This is a genomic window from Rhizobium sp. ARZ01, assembly GCF_014851675.1.
In the GTDB taxonomy this organism is placed as follows: domain Bacteria; phylum Pseudomonadota; class Alphaproteobacteria; order Rhizobiales; family Rhizobiaceae; genus Mycoplana.
This window is the reverse complement of the sequence record NZ_JACVAE010000002.1, coordinates 678,491-697,918: the sequence shown is the minus strand read 5'-3', so window position 1 is coordinate 697,918 and position 19,428 is coordinate 678,491. Positions and strand designations below refer to the sequence as shown.

Here is a 19,428-nt window from a genome sequence, read left to right as displayed (position 1 = left end):
GCTGCACCCGTTCCCATTCCGAACACGGCCGTGAAACGCCCCAGCGCCAATGGTACTTCGTCTCAAGACGCGGGAGAGTAGGTCGCTGCCAGGTCTGCTAAAGGCAAATGAACAATCTTCTCGACACAAACACCGGCCCAAAGCCGAAGCCGGGCCGCCTTCCAGCGGCCCTTTTGCTTTGCTATAATCGCCGCAGGACAAACAGATAACGCGGGGTGGAGCAGCCCGGTAGCTCGTCAGGCTCATAACCTGAAGGCCGCAGGTTCAAATCCTGCCCCCGCAACCAAACAAAGAAAAGCCCCGCAGGCGCAAAAGCCGCGGGGCTTTTTTTGTTGCTATCTTCGCCAGCATGATCGCTCCGAGACCGTCACGCAATTGAACTCGATCTCGCCACGCAGAACGACGATGGCGATATTGTGGTCGGTGGGGATCGGCAAAGTGGCCGCCGTGCCTGCCTTTTGGGGCGCAGATATCAGCATTTGAACGGGTGAAGGTAGCCGTGTAGGCGCTGTCGCCGCTCTTCGCGAGGTCTGCAACGGCGGCGTCAAGTGACTTCGCCAAAAATACCGTCGGCCTGGGTCGAGGATCGGGCTGCCATCCCGGTGGCAGCCTTAACCAGGCGATCGCTGTGGGATGGTGATGACCGATTGCAGGTTCACGTAGACTGCGACTTGCACCACCTCCCTTGATCTTTTTAACGGAGAAAATCAGGGGTTTTCTGCCATTGATCTTTCTTCCACGGGAACATGGCGGCTGGAAGCTCGATGTTGCGATCCACGTAGCTATGGAAATGCACGGTGCAGTGCTCCCCCTCGCACATGATAATCCCGAACTGCGCACCCCCTTCGTAACACGCCTGCTGGCCAGTCATGCCGGGGAGGAACGGAGCGACACGATGTTGATTGCCACTGATCGTGACGACGGCATAACCGCCCCAGCTTCCCGCCGCGGTGATGTGGCAATGGCCCGCCATGATGAGCGGGATAGGAACGCCGCTTGCCTTCAGGACCGACAGAAGTTTTTCCGGCTCCGAGAGGCTGTATCGGTCAACCGGCATGTGCAGTTTCTGAGGATTGTGGTGCAGGATCAGGACCACCTGCTGGTTTCTGTCCTTGGCAATCGTCAGCTGGTCCTTCAGCCAGTTCAGGCGCGTTGGGCACAGAATACCTTCAACGTGTCCGGGCTCGGAACTATCAAGCATCACGACGCGCGTGTTGTCGATTTCGTATACGCCCTGCACGTATCCGTTGGGATCGAGCATCGGGGCCTTGCAATGCTCGAGATAGACCTTGCGGTCGTCGTGATTGCCCAGCATGACAAACTGCGGCATCGATAGGCGCGTGCGCATTTCCTCGAAGAGCTGGTATGCGGCCGGCTCCGCTTCATCGGCGATATCGCCCGCGAAGACGCACATATCGACGTCGCCATACAGCTTGTTGATATCATCGAGGGCTTTCGCGAACCGCTCTTCGGTATCCAGCCCGAATTTGACGCTGCCAGACGGACCGAGATGAAGGTCGCTCAAGACGATTATTTTTGTCATTTTTTCATTCCTTTCGAACTCAAGCTTGGTCAATCTTGTCGCGTAACCAGTCTCCGATGAGAGACACCGACAAGGTGGCAAGCAGAATGATGAGGCCCGGGATCAGAGCAAGCCAGGGCGCGTTGTAGATATGATTTCGGCCAAGGCCCATCAGAACGCCGAGACTGGTGTCCGGCGGCTGAATGCCAATCCCGAGGAAGTTGAGCGACGTTTCGGCCAGAATGGTCGCAGGGAAATTCAGTGACATGTTGACGAGCAGAACACCCATCGCGTTTGGCAGTATGTGCAGCAGATAGATCCGCCAGCCCGGCGTTCCCGTGACGGTCAGCGCCTGAACGAAGGTCGATTCCTTGGCTGACAGGGCCACCGAGCGCGCCAGGCGCGTGTAGCGCTCCCAGCCGTAGATGCACATGATAACGATGAAGAGCGTCATGTCGGCGCTGGGGAGCACCGCCAGAAGGGCCAGCGCCAACACCAGAAACGGCATCGTCGCCTGGAAGTCGACCAGCACGCCGATGATATCGTCAATGATGCCGCCGGCCCAGGCCGCGATCAGGCCCAGCATGGTGCCGGCTATGGCGCCGCCGATGGTCCCGATGAAAGCGATGAAAAAACTGACCTGGATGGCCCGCAGCACCAGCGACAGCATATCCCGTCCCAAGTTGTCGGTGCCGAGGGGATGCGCCCAATCTCCCCCGAGCAGGACCGGCGGGGCGAAGCGATTCAGCAGGTTCGTGCTCGCCACGTCATATGGCATGAGCCATTGGGCGAATGCCGCGCAGACGATGAGCGCTAGAGTGAACAGGATGGAGAGCCTGACCAGCACGGGTATGGAACCCAGAACGGAATTCCGGTCGGTCGGCGTGATTTCCACGACAGCAGCCATCATTTACTCCTCCGCTTCGCATCGCGCAGGCGCGGATCAACCCAGAGATAACAGACATCGACAAGGAGATTGGTGACGATCATCGTCATGCCGATCAGCAGGACCGTGCACTGCACGACCGTGAAGTCGCGGGCACCGACGCTTTCCACCAGCAATCTTCCGGTTCCCGGCCAGGAAAAGACATTCTCCGTCACCACGCCTCCGCCGATGAGGCTGCCGACGAAAAGGCCCGTGATCGTGAGCAAGGGGAGCGCGGCATTGGGCAGCACATGCGCGAGCAGGACTTTTGCCTTCGAAAACCCGCCAGCCAATGCGGTCTCAACCATCGGATGCTCCAGCACCTCGATCATCGCCGAGCGGGTGAAGCGGGCGAATATCGCGGCTTCGGCGATCGCCATGGTGAACATGGGCATCAGATAGGATCGCCAGTCCACGATTCCCGAAGGGGGGAGCCAACCAAGCTTGACCGAAAACAGATAGATCAGCAGGACGCCGATAAGAAAATTCGGGATCGCAAAGCCGATGATGGAAAGCAGGGTTATTCCGCGATCCCAGCCGGTGCCCCGCTCGTAAGCGGCCAGAATGCCCATTGGAACGCCGAGAGCCAAGGCGGCTATGGTTGTCGGGATCATGAGCGCCAGCGTTGCCGGCACGCGCGACAAGACCAGATCCAGGGCTGGCTCATTGGTCCGGTAGGAAAGGCCGAGATCCAGCCGCAGAACGTTGAGGAAATAGGTCAGGAACTGTTGCCAGAGCGGATCATCGAGCCCCCATTTGGCGCGAAAGGCATTCACGGCCTCCGTGCCGGCATCGGGGCCGAGAATTTGCAGCGCGGGGTCCGCGCTGATCTTCAGGGCGAAGAATGTGAAGCTGATCAGAAGGAGGAGCGTCACGACCGCGCGCCCCATCCGGCTCAATATCCAGGAAATCATACTGCCATGGCCTCATGACGCATGCCGACGGCTGGCAGTTGAGGCAACGAGCTCAGAAGCTCGCGCGTGTACGCCTCGGCTGGCGAGCGCCACACGTCATCGACCAATCCGGTTTCGACGATTTTTCCCGCGCGCATGACCACGACGCGATCACAAAGGTGCTGGATAACTGACAGGTCATGGCTGATGAACAGTATCGCGACGTTTCTTTGCGCGCGGATTTCCAGCAATGTGTTTAGAATTCGCGCCTGCACTGAAACGTCCAGCGCCGACACGCTTTCATCGCAAATCAGCACGCGCGGTTCGAGCGCCAGGGCCCGGGCGATCGTCACGCGCTGGCGCTGCCCGCCGGACAGGCTTCCGGGCTTGCGCAGATGCAGCGAGGGATCCAGTCCGGCGCGACAGAGCTCATTCGCGGCGATACGATCACGGTCGCTTTCGCGGCCGATCGCATGCACATCGAGCGGCTCGCGCACCTGTGAAAGCACCCGGCGGGCGGGGTCGAGGGCGCCACGCGGATCCTGAAAGATGTATTGGATCTTGCGCCGATCCGCGCGCGTGGCCTTTGTCCAGTCGACAGGATCGCCGTCGATCCGTATTTCGCCGGAATCCGGCCTGACAAGGCCAACTGCGGACTTGGACAAAGTGCTTTTGCCGGAGCCGGACTCGCCGACGATGCCGAGGATTTCGTTCTCGTAGACGTCGAGGCTGATGTCGTCTACCGCGCGAAACTGGCCTCCATCGGGGCGTTTGTAGTTGACGCGGATATGGCGGAAGCTGAGAACAGGATCGCCCTTCCGGTTGATGAATGGAGCGCTAGGCAACTGGAGCGGCGAGCTTCCGGATTGCAGGTCTTCCAGTGTCGGCAGTCGCTTGCCCTTATTTTCCGGCCGCGGAATCGCGGCGATAAGGCTGCGTGTGTAGGTCGCGCGGGGATGGCGGAGGATCTCGGTGGCTTTGCCGACCTCTTCGATCTGGCCATGCCGCATAACCAGAACGCGATCGCAGAGCTCGGAAACGACGCTCAGGTCGTGGGTGATGAAAAGCATGCTCATTCCGGCATGCTGAACGGTTTCACGCAGAAGATTGAGGATGCCGGCCTGAACCGTAACATCAAGCGCCGTGGTCGGCTCATCCGCGATCAGCACCCGGGGCCGCGATATCATGGCGCAAGCGATCAATACGCGCTGGCATTGTCCGCCGGAAAGCTGGTGCGGATAACGGTCGAGAACTGTCGCGGGATCGGGGAAGCCGACTTTTTCGAGAAGCTGTTGTGCCTCCGCGCCGCTGGCGCCACGCAGGGCGAGCTGGCGTCGAATCCGCATGAGCGGATCAAGGGCGCTCATGGGGTCCTGAAAGATCATGGAGATTTGGCTCCCGCGCAACCGGGCGCAGCTTGAACGATCCGACAGATCGTAGTCCCGGCCGTCAAATCTCATGCGCCCCGAAACGCGCGCATGATCCGGCAGAAGCCCCGTCAGAGCGCGGCATGACATGGTTTTTCCGGATCCGGATTCTCCGACGATGCCGAGGATCTCACCGCTTCCAAGCGCAAAATCCATCCCCTGGACCACATCCGTCGCACCAAAAGAGACCTGCAGTCCTGAGACCTCCAGCAGGGGATTTCCCTGCTGGAGCGCCTTTCGAGCCGTATCCGTCATGGCGTTCACTTGAACTGAACGCCTGTGGTCGTGAGGTCGAGATAGTTGGTCGGCATGACGTCGAGCGTCAGGCGCTGCTTGTTGACGCCGAAAAACTGGGTGAGCAAGTGCAGGATCGAGCCGTGCGGATTGGTGTTGAAACGGTCGAGCATTTCACCGAAGATTTTCCGGCGCTCGTCGGTGTCCATGCTGGTTGAGAGGGTCTCTCCCAGCTTCGCCTGCTCCGGATCGACTTTGAAAATCCCGCTTGCCGCCCAGCTGGACGAGGAACCGTAACGGCGCCAGAACTGTCCCATGGGATCTGGATAGTAAGCCGTGAACGACGCGTTGAAGATGGCCCGGTCCAGGCTGTCCTCGTCGATCTGCCCCCAGGTTTCCTTTACATCCAGCTGCACATTGAGGCCAACAGCCGACCACATGGCCTGCAGGACCTGCGCCGTTTCAATTTCATTCGTGTAGTAGGCGTTCATCGTGCGGTAGGAGATGCGCTCGCCTTTGTAACCGGCTTCCTTCAGCAGTTCCTTGGCCTTTTCGGGATTGTATGCGGGAGCCGGCTTGTCGGCGAGATACATGCCGCCGAACGACTTCATCTGCCAGCCATTGGGAACGTCGGTTTTGCCGCTGTAGAGCGATTTCACAATCGTATCGCGGTCGATGGCCAGATCGAGCGCTTCGCGGATGCGCGGATCGCTGAGGACCGAGTCCGTGCTGTCGTAAACGATCCCGCGAATGTTCTCGACGGCGCCGCCAACAATGGTTGCGTTGGACGAGCTGTCGATCTGCTGGAAGTTGTCAGGATTGAGTTCTGTCACGATATCGAACTGGCCCGAGAGCAGTCCGGCGATACGGGTGGAGGTTTCCGGCACCACGGTGAAAGTGACTTTGTCCGCGGCCGCTTTCTTTCCATCCCAGTAATCGTCAAAGGCTTCCAGAACGACTTTTTCACCGAGATCGAAGCCGCTGAGCTTGTAGGGGCCGGTGCCGATGGGACGCTTCGCATACGCCTCCATCGATCCCGCCTCATCAAATCCCTTCTTGGAAAGAATTTGGGAGGGGTAGTTGGCGAAACGCTGAACAATCAGAGCATCCGGGTGACGCATATGGATGCGCACGGTGAGCGGATCGATGACTTCAACCGTCTCTATGCCGCCAAGGAACGGCTTGGAAAGAACGGCGCTGGCGGTGGCTGAATCCTGTCCTGTGCGCTCAGGCGAGAACGTGAAGACAATGTCCTTGGCGTCGAGGCTGTCGCCGTTGTGGAACTTCACGCCCGGGCGCAGCTTGAATTCGATCGTTTGCGGATTGATAATCTTCCATTCGGTCGCAAGGCCCGGCTTCAGCTTGCCGCCATCGCGATAATCGGTCGTCACCAACGTGTTGAACAGCGACCACATGATGCGTTCATTGACATTCGAATTGTCAAAGGTCGGATCAAGAACATCCGGCACCTTTTGAACTGCGATCGTCAGATCGGCAGCGAGCGCGGAGGATGAAAGCAGGATGCCGGCAAGGGTGGAGAGGAGCGTGATACGATGCACTGGTTGGGCCCTTTGTGTTTAACTCCGGCCTCACCTAGTCGGGCTACATAACAGCTTGATGAAGCCTTTTTGAAATTTGCTTGGGCGCACGTCTCGACAAGGCAGTGACGGACTCGGCGCTGAAGCGTCGCCGCACCGAAGGCATACGCATCCCCGTTGTTTGAAAGGCAGCATTCTCATTTTCTGCTGCTGCGCCCCCAAAACCCTTCAAATTTCGCTTCGACACTTCGGCGCAAGTCGCTTCACCAAAAGCTCCTCCGCATACGTATGGAGGAGCTTTTGCGCGAATGCCGAGTCTTCTTCAGACCTCGATTGAGGCCTCGAATTCTGCGTGCGCGTGGAACTGAAGTTCTGAATAGCCTCGACACCCTCGGACAATGATATCTGGGAGCAGCCTCCCCGTTCCTCATGTTTGGATTAGGGGGAGACTCCGGTAAGTCTCAGGCGAGATACCAAGGGTTGGCACGCGCCCATTTGACCGTCAGCGCAATGCCGTCCTCGACGCTCGTTGTTGCCTGCCACCCAAGGCGGTCGCGAGCCTTGCTCACGTCCGGCACGCGGCGCTCGATGTCCTCGTAGACAGCGCCATATTTCTTTTCGCTCTGGATTGGGATGGGCTTTGTCCCGGTGGCGCTGTGTTCGACGCATAGCCTGATGACATCGCCGATCTGCACTTCCGTCGGGTTGCCCAGGTTGAAGACTTCGCCCACTGCTTCGGGATTTGTGGCCGCCCGAACGACACCGTCGATGACGTCGCCGACGTAGGTGAAGCAGCGGGTCTGTTTCCCGCCGTCGTAGAGTTCCGGTGCTTCGTGGCGCAAAGCCCGATAGATGGACTGGGAAACGACATAGATTGGGTTCTGTCGCGGACCATAGACATTGAAGAAGCGAACAATCGACATCGGCATGCCACTCTTGCGGTACACGCCGAATAGCATGTGTTCGATTAATGCCTTGCTCGTCGAATAGCTCCAACGGTCGACATTGGTTGCTCCCAGCACGCGGTCGTCGGATTCTTTCCATGGCACGGCTGGATTGCGACCATATACTTCGCTGGTGCTTGTAAAGAGGATTCGCACATTGTGCTTTTCACACAGTGCGATGAAGTTGCGGGTGCCGATGATGGCGATATCGATAAGGCTCAGCGGATCTTCCATGTAGTGGCGCACGCCGACGACGGAGGCGAGGTGATAGAGGGTGCTCGCCTCAGGACGGAAGAAACGCTCGATCGTCGCCTTGTCGCGGATATCGCCCAGCATGTAGTGAAAATTGGGGTGACTACGCGCCTCTCGCAGGTTGTTGGCGCGCTCCAGCGGCACGATGTCGAGGCCGTGGACGATCACGCCGTCCGCGAGTAGCCGATCGATGAGATGGCTGCCGATCATTCCGGCGGCGCCGGTTACCATGACGCTGTTCAACGCCCAACTCCTTTATAGGCCAATCCCAAGGTTTGAAGTTCCGCAATTTCGGCTCTGGTGAAATATCGTCTCCCGTCGAAGACGAGGGCGCCAGGCGCGGCCAGGCTGGCGATACGCTCGGGGGACAGAGCTTTGAAATCGTCATGTCCGACCAGAAAAATGACGCCGTCGGCGTCGCGTAGCGTGTCGTCCATTGACGAGTTGAGTTCCACGCCCGAGTCGTCCGCGTCCTCCTTGCGCACCATCGGATCATGGATCGTGATTGTCCGGAAGCCTTCGGAATGCAGCGCATCCAGCAGCGGCATCACCGGCGTCAGGCGTATATCGCCGGAGTTGGTCTTGAAGGCGAGACCGAGCACAGCGAGCCGGAGGTTCGACAGTGCGCGATCCTGGCGACGGGCCCATTGGGCGATCTGCGCCGCGCAGTAGGCGGGCATGCCGGCGTTCACCGTGCGCGAGATCTGTGGCGTCAGCAGTTCGGTTCCATGGGCGGCACCGAGCGTATGCACGAACCACGGATCCTTGGTCAGGCAATACCCGCCCACGCCATTCGAAGGGGTCAGAATGTTAACGTAGTGCTGACCCTTCTTGAGGCTGTTGGCTCCAGCGATCACTTCGAGAACATCCAGATCGTATGGGAGAGCATCGCATAGCTTTGCCAGTTCGTGCGCCAGAGCAATGTTGAGGTCGATCCAAAGGTTGTTCGCCAGCTTGACCATCTCGGCCGCCTCGGGCGAACTGACGACAATGACGTCGACGCCAAGCGTTTCTCTCCAGAACGCCTCCGCCGCGGCGCTACTCCTTGCATCCATGCCACCGACGACGATAGGCAGGCTCGCCAGTTCGCGGATGGCTGCGCCTTCGGCAAGCCGCTCGGGGCTGAAAGCCACGCGCACGTCCGCTGCCTGCCGCAGCGGTTCGGCCACCAGCGTGCGCGTTGTGCCGGGCGGGACCGTGCTCTTGACCATCACCAGTTGATTGTCGCGTACGTGGGGCGCAATGGATTCAATCGCGGAACGGATATGGCTCACGTTCGGCGTGAAGTCGTCGGCCAGTGGCGTACCGACTGTCAGGAGAATCACGTCTGCGTTCGCCACGCGGGAAAAGTCACAACTGAAGCGCAGACGCCCGCATGCCATCTGCTCATCCGATAGTTCGCCCAATCCAGGCTCCTTTATCGGGTGATCGCCTCGCAGGAAGGCCGCGATCAGACGTTCATTGACGTCGATCGCGTCGACGTCGCACCCTCTGGAGGCGAGAACGGATGCGATGGTCGATCCGATAAACCCCGATCCGACGACTGCAACTCTCCACATGAGACCTCTGCACGCTTTGAGAAAATTTTGGTCATACTCGCATCGGCCGATCCGCACGGATATTCGGCATGTTGGCGGCTGGTGTAACCAATCCGGCGTAGCCTTGGTCGAGTCCCCGACGAGGGGCCGGAACAGTGTCCGCTTGCTGTCGCTTAGCATCCTCCTAAAGTCGGGTAAGACCATGTGTCGTGGAAAGGGTGATGCCGAAAGCACTGGAGCGCGGATCTGCCTCCGGATTTAAGGCTGATGTCGGCGGGGGGCTGATGAGCCGCTTATCAGCGAAATCGGGTCCTTATTGCTGGGCTGTCGCCTGCTAAAACTTCGCCGTGTGCGATGCCTTGTGGCTGGCGTCTACTCCAAATGGAGCTGAGCGAAGAAGTCCGGCTATGATCCTGCCGTGCAAATTGCTAACTTTATCATAGGCGAAGGGGGCAGCATCCTGCTCTATCCGCCTGGAAAACTCGCTCCGAAGTGCCGCGTCGCCAGCCATTCGCTGAAGTGCCCTTGTCAAATCTTCAACGTTCCCTGCCTCCACTATGAGGCCATTTACGTCGTGTTTCACCAGACGCGCGGCACCCATGGCAGTCGTTATGATTGGCAGGCCACACCCCCCAGCCTCCAAAGTCACCTGGACACCACCCTCCTCGAGCGTCGGCAGAACGAAAACATCGGAGCTACGGTAGAAGGCTTCGATCTTGTCGGTGAATGGGATGTGTCGGACTGAGCCGTTGCGCATCGCCTCAGTCATCATATCCTGTATGGCGGCTTCCGCATTCCCCACGATCACGAGCTCGCCAGCGACGCGTGCTTTCTTCCAGGCTTGCAGTAATGCGGGGATGCCCTTGCGGACACATGCTGTTCCGACGAAAAGAAACCGGAGCGGGCCTCCTGCCTTGCGAGGCAGGGAGGTCGACGCAAAGCGTGATGGCGACCAGCCAAAGCTCGTGGGAACTACCCGTTTTTCCGGAACACCCGCTTCTTGTACCGACTGATCGACTTCAGCACTGGGCGAAAAAACATAGTCATACAGCTTCAGTTCCTCAATTTCGCAATCCACGGCGTGCTGTGTAATTGGGACGGCCATAGGTAGCGACAAATCGCTGTAGGCGCGTTCCAGGATTCTCTTGGCTGTGCCCTGAGAGGTATTGATCATCTGTCTGACGGTCAGAATGCCGGCTTTCCTTGCCTCTTCAACCAGTACCGTTGGCGTTCCCGGCCAGAAGTAGGCCACAGTCTTGTCTGGATCCGCCAACGAAACCTGGCGCCTGAATAGCTGGTTGAGCTTTGCCACGCCGGCCGAGCTTACGAACTGCCAAGGAAGCCAGGACAGCGGAAATGACAAGCTTTCCAGAACTTTGATGGTAGGGGGTGGCCCTCTGGTTGCCCGCGGCAGGACTAGCACCGGCGCTACTCCTGCCGAAGGGAAATTCGCTAACATGTTGGCGCATGTCTCAGTCCAGCCGCGGCCATTGTAGGGTAGCGGGCAGTATGTCAGACAATTAAATTCGAGAGCTTCCATGTTAGCCAATCGAGTCCCCCGGGGGCGGACATCTGAACAATGTCGAAACGGCGCATTGGCACGCGCGAGCGATCCTTCCGGGATGGTGGAAGGCTGGTTGCAGGCTGGCGAGCGCTATTGGAAAAGACTGAATATGAAAGCGTTACTGTTGCATAGTCGGCAATTTGGTTAGTGGTGTTGCGACCCGCCGTCGGGTGAATTCCTCCAGATTTGCGGGCGCATTTCTTTAAGAATGAGGCAAGGACCCGTTGGACAAGGGCCATCACTCGGGCTTTGTATTGCCCGCCCGAGGTGACGCGCCGATACTCGTCGCTGGTCCCCCACGCCCCATTGGCGTAGTCCGTCCAACGTTTGAGCGAATTGTCGTTTCCCAACAAACTAGATAGGGTCGTGCGGCAAGCGTTTGGTGCACGCATTGCAAAACCTGGATAGCGACGCGTTGTGAATTTCAGCGGGAACTCATGGACGCATCGCAGAAAATCACGCCGGAGACGAGCACCTGGGGTTCTCGTGTGTGCATTTGGACCGGCTTGGGCGAGAATCCAACTCGCCGACTGTCTTCTGGCACGCTGGTGAGGTCGCCCAATGGCATTCACGCCGCATATCGACATCCTAGAACGAGTAGTAAATCGTTATGCGTTGCGGCGAGGGATCGGTCCTGGAGTACTTTGCGTCGAGGGTAGGCGCCTCGTGAGGTGTGTACCAACTAGTGGGGGCAGCTACGAATGGCAGCATCAACGCTTGGTTCGACATTGAGTTCCGTACGTCTGCAGATTGATCGCCGCGCCCGCCAGATTTCAAGATTATTGGCAACGCAAGGATATCGGACAGTTGTCGACCGTGCGAGATTGAAGGTATCCGAGTGGATCAAACCGCGAAGCTTCGCCTGGGACGTCTTTCCCGACGACGTGACGTCGGCCGATCTGATCCGCCCAGCGCTGCCGTCCAGCCCAAATATAGCGGCAAGCGAGCCGATGGTAATCAATTGGGTGATGGGTCCTGCAGGGCCAGGGTCGGGCGGCCACACGACGATTTCACGCGTCCTGAACTACCTCCAAGACAAAGGGCACACAAACCGCGTTTATTTCTATGATCCATACTGCGGGGACCACAAGTATTATGAGATGCTTGCGCGCGAGCACTATGGAATGACGTGTGAGATCGGTAATGCACGAGCAGGGATGAGTGACGCACATGCGGTGCTAGCGACCGGTTGGCCATCTGCCTATGGGGTCTACAATGCGCGCTGCGCCGGAAAGCGGTTCTACTTTATTCAGGACTATGAGCCGTATTTCTACCCGGTCGGGACCAATAGTGTGCTTGCCGAAAACACCTATCGGATGGGCTTCCATGGGATCACGGCAGGCCGATGGCTGGCCGATAAGCTAGCTCGTGAGTTTGGCATGGACACGGACTATTTTCCGTTTGGTTGCGACACCACGCGGTATCGCCGTGATCCGTCGACAGAGCGTTCGGGCGTCGTGTTCTACGCGCGGTTAGGAACCCCCCGTAGGGCTGTTGAACTCGGACTTCTGGCTTTGGAACTGTTTGCCAAGCGCCAACCCCAGATCGAGGTGCATATCTTCGGTAATGATTTCGGCGACCTTCCATTCAAGTTCACAAACCACGGTTTAGTGAGTCCTGATAAACTCAATGAAATCTATAATACGTGTTTTGCCGGTCTTACTCTGTCGCTGACCAACGTTTCGCTGGTCCCATATGAGATGCTGGCGTCCGGCTGCATCCCGATCGTCAATGACGCCGACCACAACCGTGTCGTGCTGGACAATCCTTCCGTCCGTTATGCCTCGCTAACCCCCCATTCTCTCGCTGCCGCATTGGAAGATGTGATTTGCGCGCGAGATTTCGAATCGGTTTCAAGAGAGGCAGCGACAAGCGTGGCATCGAGATCTTGGGACACTGCTGGTGCAACTGTTGAGAAGGCACTGCGCCGGGCGTTGATGGCGAACAACCAATTTCGTCCAAGGCATTCTGCGTAATAAATAGTTGCTAGTAGAAGTAAACATTAAAATGTGAGGTGTTATATCTCGGGGAGAAGAAATGAATCCGACCATAGATATAGTTATTCCGTGCTATAAATACGGAAAGTATCTCGAAAGTTGTGTCGAAAGCATACTGTGTCAACATGATGTCGACCCGCGCATACTTATAATCGACGACGCTTCTCCTGACGACAGTGCGGAGGTGGCGAGCGAGATCGCAAGAGGCAGCACAAACGTTCAATTTCATCGACACGCGGTGAACATGGGTCACGTCGCGACCTTTAATGAAGGGATCGATTGGTCCTCCTCCGAGTTTTTTTTACTGCTTTCCGCCGATGACTATCTCCTGCCTGGCTCATTGGGACGTGCGACGCGCCTCCTAATCGAGAATTCGGATGCTGGTTTTGCATTCGGTAGTGCGGTCATACGCTACGGGGAGGGAAAGGTCGTGCACATCAACCCTTTGCGTGGAGCGGCGCTTGGCCACGGTACCCGCGTTCTGACGGGCAATGATTTCATCACGTTCTCTGGGGCGAAGAACATTGTGCCCACCCCCACGGCAGTCGTCCGGACAGAGCTACAAAAGCGTGTTGGCGGGTATCGCGAGGACCTCCCGCATTGCGGGGACATGGAAATGTGGTTGAGATTGGCCGCACAGGCCCCGGTCGGGTTCATCAGCGACTATCAGGCCGTGTACCGGCTCCATGATGCCAATATGTCGCTGATGTACAGTGGGCAGAATATTCTACGCGATCTTTATCAGAGAAAGAAAGCAATCAAGACGGTATTCCGGGCTGCCCCTTCGCTGCCGAACGCCAATGTACTTGAGGCCGGATTGATACAGGATCTCGCATTCCAGGCGATCGGAGAAGCAAGCTCAGCTTTCAACTACGGAAACCTGGCGCTATCCGAGGAACTGCGCCGGTTCGCACTCGAATTATCTCCAAACGCGTGGAAGTCTCTCCCATGGGCCAAATTGGGCTTCAAGCGCGCAATTGGCGTTCCAAACTGGCGAACGCTCGCGCCATTATGGGCCCGGCTGCAACTACTTCTTGGCTCCAGGTCGCAATGAGAGGAGGGCTATCCTCTGGCAGAACTAGTTGGCACACATCAAAAACGTGGACAGCGCGACTCGGTGGCGGCAATGAGAGCTGGTGCTGGTTCCCGTTCTAGCAGACACACCGAACGTATACTCAGATCACCAACGAGTAATGCGGAAGTTGGGCGTCGCCGTACGTTTCTTCACCAGCACACTGTGAATGAGAAAAGCAAGGTTGGGCTAGCTTGGCCAGTTAAGGTTTTCCTTGTCGGCCTTTTCATCCCATGGATTATTCCCATGGGTACCTTGAATCTGTCAGTGTATCGTCTTGTTCTGCTCCTGGCGTGGGTGCCGTGTTTCCAGATGTGGGTGCGCGGCAAAGCAGGCCGGATCCGCGTTGCGGACGTCGCCATCATCTTGTTTTGCATTTGGGCCTCGTTGAGCCTTGCCATCGTTGGCGGCACGCTCCCTATGATTGAGGCAATTGGAATGCTGAACATAGAGACGTTGGGCGGCTACTTGCTGGCCCGCTGCTACATCCGCACTGCGGACGATTTTCACGACATGCTTCAGTTCACCGTCAGGCTTATAGTCATTCTACTTCCATTGTTCCTGTATGAATGGATAACAGGCGATAAGCCATTGCTGTCGACGCTAGCGATGATTTTGCCCACCGTGGAAATCACGAAAATGGTGCCTCGAATGGGGTTCTGGCGTGTACAGGGGCCGTTCAACCATTCGATCTTGTTTGGTCTGTTTTGTGGTAGCCTTGTCGCATTGACATACCTGGTCTTGGGCTACGGAAAGCACACGCTTTCGCGGTGGTTGCTGGCAATAATTTCGCTGACCGCATTCATGTCGATGTCATCAGCTCCTATTGCAGGCGTCCTGCTGCAATATGTACTCATCGGGTGGAACGCGCTCCTGCGCCCCTTAAAGCACAAGTGGGCATTGTTGTTTGGGATTCTGTTCATGGGATACTTGGTTGTCGAGTTTGGCTCGAATCAAACCCCCGTGCAGTTCTATATTTCACGTTTCACATTCGACGCTCAGACAGGCTGGATGCGCCTGGGCATCTGGGAATACGGGACAGCGTCTGTCGCCAGTCATCCTATCTTTGGCATCGGGCTAGGCGATTGGGTGCGCCCTTCGTGGATGCCGACCAGCGTCGACAATTTTTGGCTGGTGATTGCCATGCGCCACGGTATTCCGGCCATTGTCTTGTTCTTTGTCGCTTACCTGTCGCTGCTGGTAGCGGCGGCCTTCAAAAGGGGACTTGATGACAAAGCCGATACCTATCGCACAGGATATGTCATTTGCATGGTCTTCTTCTTGCTTGTTGGCTCGACGGTCCACTTCTGGGCAGCGGTCTATGCGTGGTTCCTGTTCCTGATGGGAAGCGGTGTGTGGATTCTTGACGTAAGACCGGATGGCGAAGTGCGAAACGTACGAGCTTCCAAGTCTATGAATAGGCAGGGGCGCTCCAACGAAAGGGCTGAGGGTGCCAGGGCAATGCAAGGGGACCGTGGCTGAGGTCTTCAATTTCAGGCGGGATAGGAGGGTGTGGCGCCGAGCCGCTAGGATCTGGTGATTGAGGAAAATAGCACACCTCACCGAGGAGGGGGTGTTATGTCGCCAGGCTTCGGCGCCTGGTTGTTGGCGTATTCGATATTGCCGGAGAACTTGGTATCGGAATTGTAAACCGAATAGTAATCCCAGTTACCCTTTTCGATGTGGTTGTTCGTGATCTTGACGCCGGTGGTGGTGCGGCCGGCTTGTCCGCCGTGGGAATAGATCGCGTAGCCTGCGTCGCCAATCATCAGGTTGTTGCTGACGGTCACGTCGGAAACCGAGCCGAAGTCGTTGTTGATGATGATGTTGGAGGTCTGGCGGCTATCGATGGTGTTGCCGTCGATCAGTACGCCGCTCTGGCCGCCCTGTACCGAGATGCCGTCATAGTGCGGCTCACCGAGCGCTTCGAGGTCATGGATGTAGTTGCCCTTGACCGTGCTGGACCCGGACGACAGGACGATACCGTTCTGCACCTTGGAGATATCGTTGCCGATGAAGTTACCGGCGCCAAGAATTGCGGAATTGTTCTCGGCCGCATAACCCGGGCCGGTAATGTCGCAGTTCTGGATGGTGATGTTTTTGCCGTATTCCGCTTCAACGCCCCACCAGCCATTGAATTTGATGACGCAGTTCTTGATCACGACGTCCGGGGCGGTGACGCGAAGCTCGCCGGTGATGATCTTGCCTTCGATCACCGTGCCGGGTGTCGTGATCGTCATCGGACCGGTATAGTCGGTCAATACGGTACCTTCCGGAACGCCGGTGCTCGACGCATCCGGGAACCTGGTTGCGGCATCGGCAGCCGCAGCAGCTGCGACCGGGGCGGCACAAGCACTTTCACAGGCTATCGTGTGCACAATTGCTCGCCAGGTTTCCGCTTGCGAAAGCTGCTCGCTATGTGCCGGTGCCGCTGTGGCGATTGGCATGGAGACAGTCAATGCGGCAAAGAGCAACTTTGCAACGGGCGTGTTGGCAGTGTGATGGGACACGTGCATTTCCTCCCTCAACTTGCATATATAGGCTCAAATATGCAGCAAAATGACAGAGCAGGAAATGTAGAAACTACTTGGTCCTGTATTGTTGTCAGATCTTGAATATGAAGAGCGAGTTCCCGCTTGGCATATACGTCTATCAGTCTTTCCGTAAGGCGCAGAAAAATGTGCAGCCGACAACAACGATGCGTCTGCTGGAGGCAGGAGGGATGTTAGGGAACTCTGTCAGGTAGATCTTGGTAATATGAATGATGCGGCGGCCTCACGGCCGCCGCAACTGACATTTCATCTCTTGACGCAGCGCCAGTGGCGCAGCGTCCGCGCAGAATTTAGAGGAGGAAGTCGCTCGCAGAGAGATTGACGAGTCCCTGCAATTGGAGTTCGAAATCGTGAACACCGTCGCCATTCAGGTCGCCCTGGATGATGGTGACATCATTGGCAGTGCCGGAGTTGTTTTCCGTACGCCAGGCCAATGCGCCTGCTTTGTGATCGAACGCGGCGTTGTTTTGCGCGATCAGATGGAAGGCGCCGTCACCTGCTGCAGATCCGTTTGCATCGATAGCCGACAGATCGATTTTGTCCGTCCCCTTCTGGAAATCGGTGATGACATCGCGAGTCGAACCTGACCCCGCTTCCGAAGTCGTCTTGAAGGCGAAGGTATCAGCCCCGGAGCCGCCCGTAAGCGTATCTTTCCCCGCGCCTCCGTTAAGGGTGTCTTTCCCGGTGCCCCCGTTAAGGGTGTCGTCGCCTGCGCCGCCAAGGAGCTTGTCAGAACCGGCACCGCCATTGAGGACGTTCTTGCCATCGTTGCCGGTCAGGACGTCATTGTATCTGGAACCGGTCAGGTTCTCGATGCTGGTGAGCTTGTCACCCTGCGCATGGCCGCCGGTGCCGGCACCGGTCGCGAGGTTGACGTTCACACCGGCGTTCGAGCCGGAATAAGTCGCCGTGTCCGTGCCGCTGCCGCCGTCAAGAACATCCGCGCCAGCGCCACCTTTTAGTGTGTCGTTGCCGCCGAGGCCCTTGAAGGTCTCGTTGCCTCTGATGGACTGACCGGAGAGCGGCATGTTGTCGTCACCTTCGGTGCCCAGATGAACCTTATTGCTTGGGACATCGGTGCCAGTGTCGGGCGGAGTCGTGGGCGGCGTGGTCGGGGTATCTGTGTCCGGCGGCGTCGTGGGCGGCGTGGTTGGCGTGTCCGGATTGGATGGCGCCGTTGTGTTTACATCGCCAGGCTTCGGCGCCTGGTTGTTGGCGTATTCGATATTGCCGGAGAACTTGGTATCGGAATTGTAAACCGAATAGTAATCCCAGTTACCCTTTTCGATGTGGTTGTTCGTGATATTGACGCCGGTGGTGGTGCGGCCGGCTTGTCCGCCGTGGGAATAGATCGCGTAGCCTGCATCGCCAATCAGCAGGTTGTTGCTGACGGTCACGTCGGAAACCGAGCCGAAGTCGTTGTTGATGATGATGTTGGAGGTCTGGCGGCTATCGATGGTGTTGCCGTCGATCAGTACGCCGCTCTGGCCGCCCTGTACCGAGATGCCGTCATAGTGCGGCTCACCGAGCGCTTCGAGGTCATGGATGTAGTTGCCCTTGACCGTGCTGGACCCGGACGACAGGACGATACCGTTCTGCACCTTGGAGATATCGTTGCCGATGAAGTTACCGGCGCCAAGAATTGCGGAATTGTTCTCGGCCGCATAACCCGGGCCGGTAATGTCGCAGTTCTGGATGGTGATGTTTTTTCCGTTTTCAGCTTCAACGCCCCACCAGCCATCGAACTTGATGACGCAGTTCTTGATCACGACGTCCGGGGCGGTGACGCGAAGCCCACCAGTGATGATCTTGCCTTCGATCACCGTGCCAGGTGTCGTGATCGTCATCGGACCGGTATAGTCGGTCAATACGGTGCCTTCCGGAACGCCGGTGCTCGACGCATCCGGGAACCTGGTTGCGGCATCGGCAGCCGCAGCAGCGGCGGGCGCAGCAGCGGCGACCGGGGCGGCATCGGCAACACGCGCCGACGTGTTGGCAAGGGTCGCGGCCGGCCCGGTTTCTGCGACGGTGTCGGATACGCTAGCGGGCTTGATCGAGGACAGTTCGGTCGACGACTGGAGGTCGGCCTTTGTGGAGGTCGTGCCCGACTTGTCGTTCACCGAGAAGTCGCCCCAGCCATCCTTATGGCTCAGGCGGTCGGCAAACTTGGAGCCGAACTCCTCTATCATCTTGCTGACGCTGTCGTTGAAGGCGTCTGCATCGACCTTATCGGTGATGCTCGACAGACGATCGAACAGTTTGTCAAGCGTCAGAGCTGCAGTCTGGCCACTTTCGTTGATGGCATTGCCGATCAGATCGGCATGCGTGGTCTCCGCCGGGATTCCGGCCTTGGTTACATCGCGAATTGTGCTTGTCACTGCGTTATTACCTTTCTTCCCACCCCTAAACCCTTTGGAGATGGTGGTCACTACATTGTGCGAAGCCGGTAGTAGTTATTGCTTATCCGGCGTTACGGCGGCGATAGTTAGTGTGATCGTCGTCGCATGGCAACAGTGTGATCTAGTAAAAATATCAATGGCCTAGCCTTATTGCCGCCACATTATTTATTGGGTTCTTGAGTTTACTTTTGAAATATTTACGAGAATCGGATCCGCCCAAATTGGGGCAGAATCTCGCTACTCTCATGCTGCGAAAGTTGCTGCTGCAACGTGATCCGCGCGGACGGCCGCTGAAAACATTAGAGAAATCTTAATGAAGATTGTAGAGTGCGCCGCAAAATTCCCGTGGGAGGCGAGCCAAGCAATTTTTTTGTGAATATCGCAATTTTACAACCTGTGAGCTGGAAAACGAGACCACTCAATCAGCAATTTGAACGCTTCCTTTGCAGGTGGCGACGGTGGAGCGCGAATCACAATCGCAATTTCTTGTTGGCCGCTGCGATTTTATGCCCGCCTGCTAAGCCCGCCCCGGTGACCGCCGCGCAGAGCCCGCTTTGATGATACCCGGCAA

General features: G+C 57.4%; 13 protein-coding genes, 1 tRNA gene and 1 rRNA gene. 5 read left to right on the top strand and 10 right to left on the bottom strand.

The genetic code is table 11. The features are described from left to right. Together rrf and IB238_RS17480 are read left to right on the top strand one after the other, a co-directional pair. Positions 1–94, top strand: a 5S ribosomal RNA gene (gene rrf / locus IB238_RS17485); the annotation flags it as partial. A 115-nt stretch (positions 95–209) separates the two neighbouring features. Continuing rightward, positions 210–286, top strand: a tRNA-Met gene (locus IB238_RS17480). 408 nt (positions 287–694) lie between these two features. Here the strand turns inward: IB238_RS17480 and IB238_RS17475 are convergent. The 8 genes from IB238_RS17475 to IB238_RS17440 all read right to left on the bottom strand — a co-directional run bounded on the left by IB238_RS17475 (position 695) and on the right by IB238_RS17440 (position 10,585). Then, a complete protein-coding gene (locus IB238_RS17475) occupies positions 695–1,576 on the bottom strand; it encodes a metallophosphoesterase (RefSeq protein ID WP_192249628.1) in 882 nt (293 codons plus the stop codon). Next, complete coding sequence (locus IB238_RS17470) at positions 1,563–2,429, bottom strand: ABC transporter permease (protein WP_246723697.1); 867 nt, start codon at positions 2,427–2,429, stop codon at positions 1,563–1,565. The genes IB238_RS17475 and IB238_RS17470 overlap by 14 nt, the downstream gene beginning before the upstream one ends. Further along, a complete protein-coding gene (locus IB238_RS17465; protein ID WP_348648262.1) occupies positions 2,429–3,322 on the bottom strand; it encodes an ABC transporter permease in 894 nt (297 codons plus the stop codon). The genes IB238_RS17470 and IB238_RS17465 overlap by 1 nt, the downstream gene beginning before the upstream one ends. Positions 3,323–3,357: 35 nt before the next feature. Next, positions 3,358–5,022: an ABC transporter ATP-binding protein gene (locus IB238_RS17460; RefSeq protein ID WP_192249625.1), complete on the bottom strand. Its 1,665-nt coding sequence runs from the start codon at positions 5,020–5,022 to the stop codon at positions 3,358–3,360. 5 nt (positions 5,023–5,027) lie between these two features. Continuing rightward, a complete protein-coding gene (locus IB238_RS17455; RefSeq protein WP_192249624.1) occupies positions 5,028–6,560 on the bottom strand; it encodes an ABC transporter substrate-binding protein in 1,533 nt (510 codons plus the stop codon). A 440-nt stretch (positions 6,561–7,000) separates the two neighbouring features. After that, positions 7,001–7,978 (bottom strand): GDP-mannose 4,6-dehydratase, encoded by a 978-nt coding sequence (locus IB238_RS17450; RefSeq protein ID WP_210333604.1) that lies wholly within the window; start codon positions 7,976–7,978, stop codon positions 7,001–7,003. Beyond that, complete coding sequence (locus tag IB238_RS17445; protein ID WP_192249623.1) at positions 7,975–9,294, bottom strand: nucleotide sugar dehydrogenase; 1,320 nt, start codon at positions 9,292–9,294, stop codon at positions 7,975–7,977. Before IB238_RS17445 ends, IB238_RS17450 begins: the two co-directional genes overlap by 4 nt. Before the next feature lie 313 nt (positions 9,295–9,607). Next, on the bottom strand, positions 9,608–10,585 hold the full coding sequence (locus IB238_RS17440) for a glycosyltransferase (RefSeq protein WP_192249622.1): 978 nt from the start codon (positions 10,583–10,585) through the stop codon (positions 9,608–9,610). Positions 10,586–11,538: 953 nt separating this feature from the next. On the opposite strand from IB238_RS17440, the gene IB238_RS17435 reads away from it, so the two are divergent. The 3 genes from IB238_RS17435 (at position 11,539) to IB238_RS17425 (ending at position 15,388) form a co-directional block, all read left to right on the top strand. Beyond that, complete coding sequence (locus IB238_RS17435) at positions 11,539–12,813, top strand: glycosyltransferase family 4 protein (protein WP_192249621.1); 1,275 nt, start codon at positions 11,539–11,541, stop codon at positions 12,811–12,813. 61 nt (positions 12,814–12,874) lie between these two features. Beyond that, positions 12,875–13,888 (top strand): glycosyltransferase, encoded by a 1,014-nt coding sequence (locus IB238_RS17430; protein WP_192249620.1) that lies wholly within the window; start codon positions 12,875–12,877, stop codon positions 13,886–13,888. 264 nt (positions 13,889–14,152) lie between these two features. Then, a complete protein-coding gene (locus tag IB238_RS17425; RefSeq protein WP_246723696.1) occupies positions 14,153–15,388 on the top strand; it encodes an O-antigen ligase family protein in 1,236 nt (411 codons plus the stop codon). Positions 15,389–15,465: 77 nt separating this feature from the next. Here IB238_RS17425 and IB238_RS17420 read toward each other — a convergent pair whose 3' ends face one another. Continuing rightward, entirely contained in the window at positions 15,466–16,416 is a 951-nt protein-coding gene (locus IB238_RS17420) for a right-handed parallel beta-helix repeat-containing protein (protein ID WP_348648261.1), read from the bottom strand. Between the two features lie 332 nt (positions 16,417–16,748). Then, positions 16,749–18,836: a right-handed parallel beta-helix repeat-containing protein gene (locus IB238_RS17415; protein ID WP_348648260.1), complete on the bottom strand. Its 2,088-nt coding sequence runs from the start codon at positions 18,834–18,836 to the stop codon at positions 16,749–16,751. Positions 18,837–19,428 lie beyond the last annotated feature (592 nt).

Bases quoted from the DNA above. Each gene is read 5' to 3' on its own strand.
- IB238_RS17460 (WP_192249625.1), bottom strand. From the start codon at position 5,022: ATGACGGATACGGCTCGAAAGGCGCTCCAGCAGGGAAATCCCCTGCTG.
- IB238_RS17445 (WP_192249623.1), bottom strand. From the start codon at position 9,294: ATGTGGAGAGTTGCAGTCGTCGGATCGGGGTTTATCGGATCGACCATC.
- IB238_RS17430 (WP_192249620.1), top strand. From the start codon at position 12,875: ATGAATCCGACCATAGATATAGTTATTCCGTGCTATAAATACGGAAAG.
- IB238_RS17435 (WP_192249621.1), top strand. From the start codon at position 11,539: ATGGCAGCATCAACGCTTGGTTCGACATTGAGTTCCGTACGTCTGCAG.
- IB238_RS17425 (WP_246723696.1), top strand. From the start codon at position 14,153: ATGGGTACCTTGAATCTGTCAGTGTATCGTCTTGTTCTGCTCCTGGCG.
- IB238_RS17470 (WP_246723697.1), bottom strand. From the start codon at position 2,429: ATGGCTGCTGTCGTGGAAATCACGCCGACCGACCGGAATTCCGTTCTG.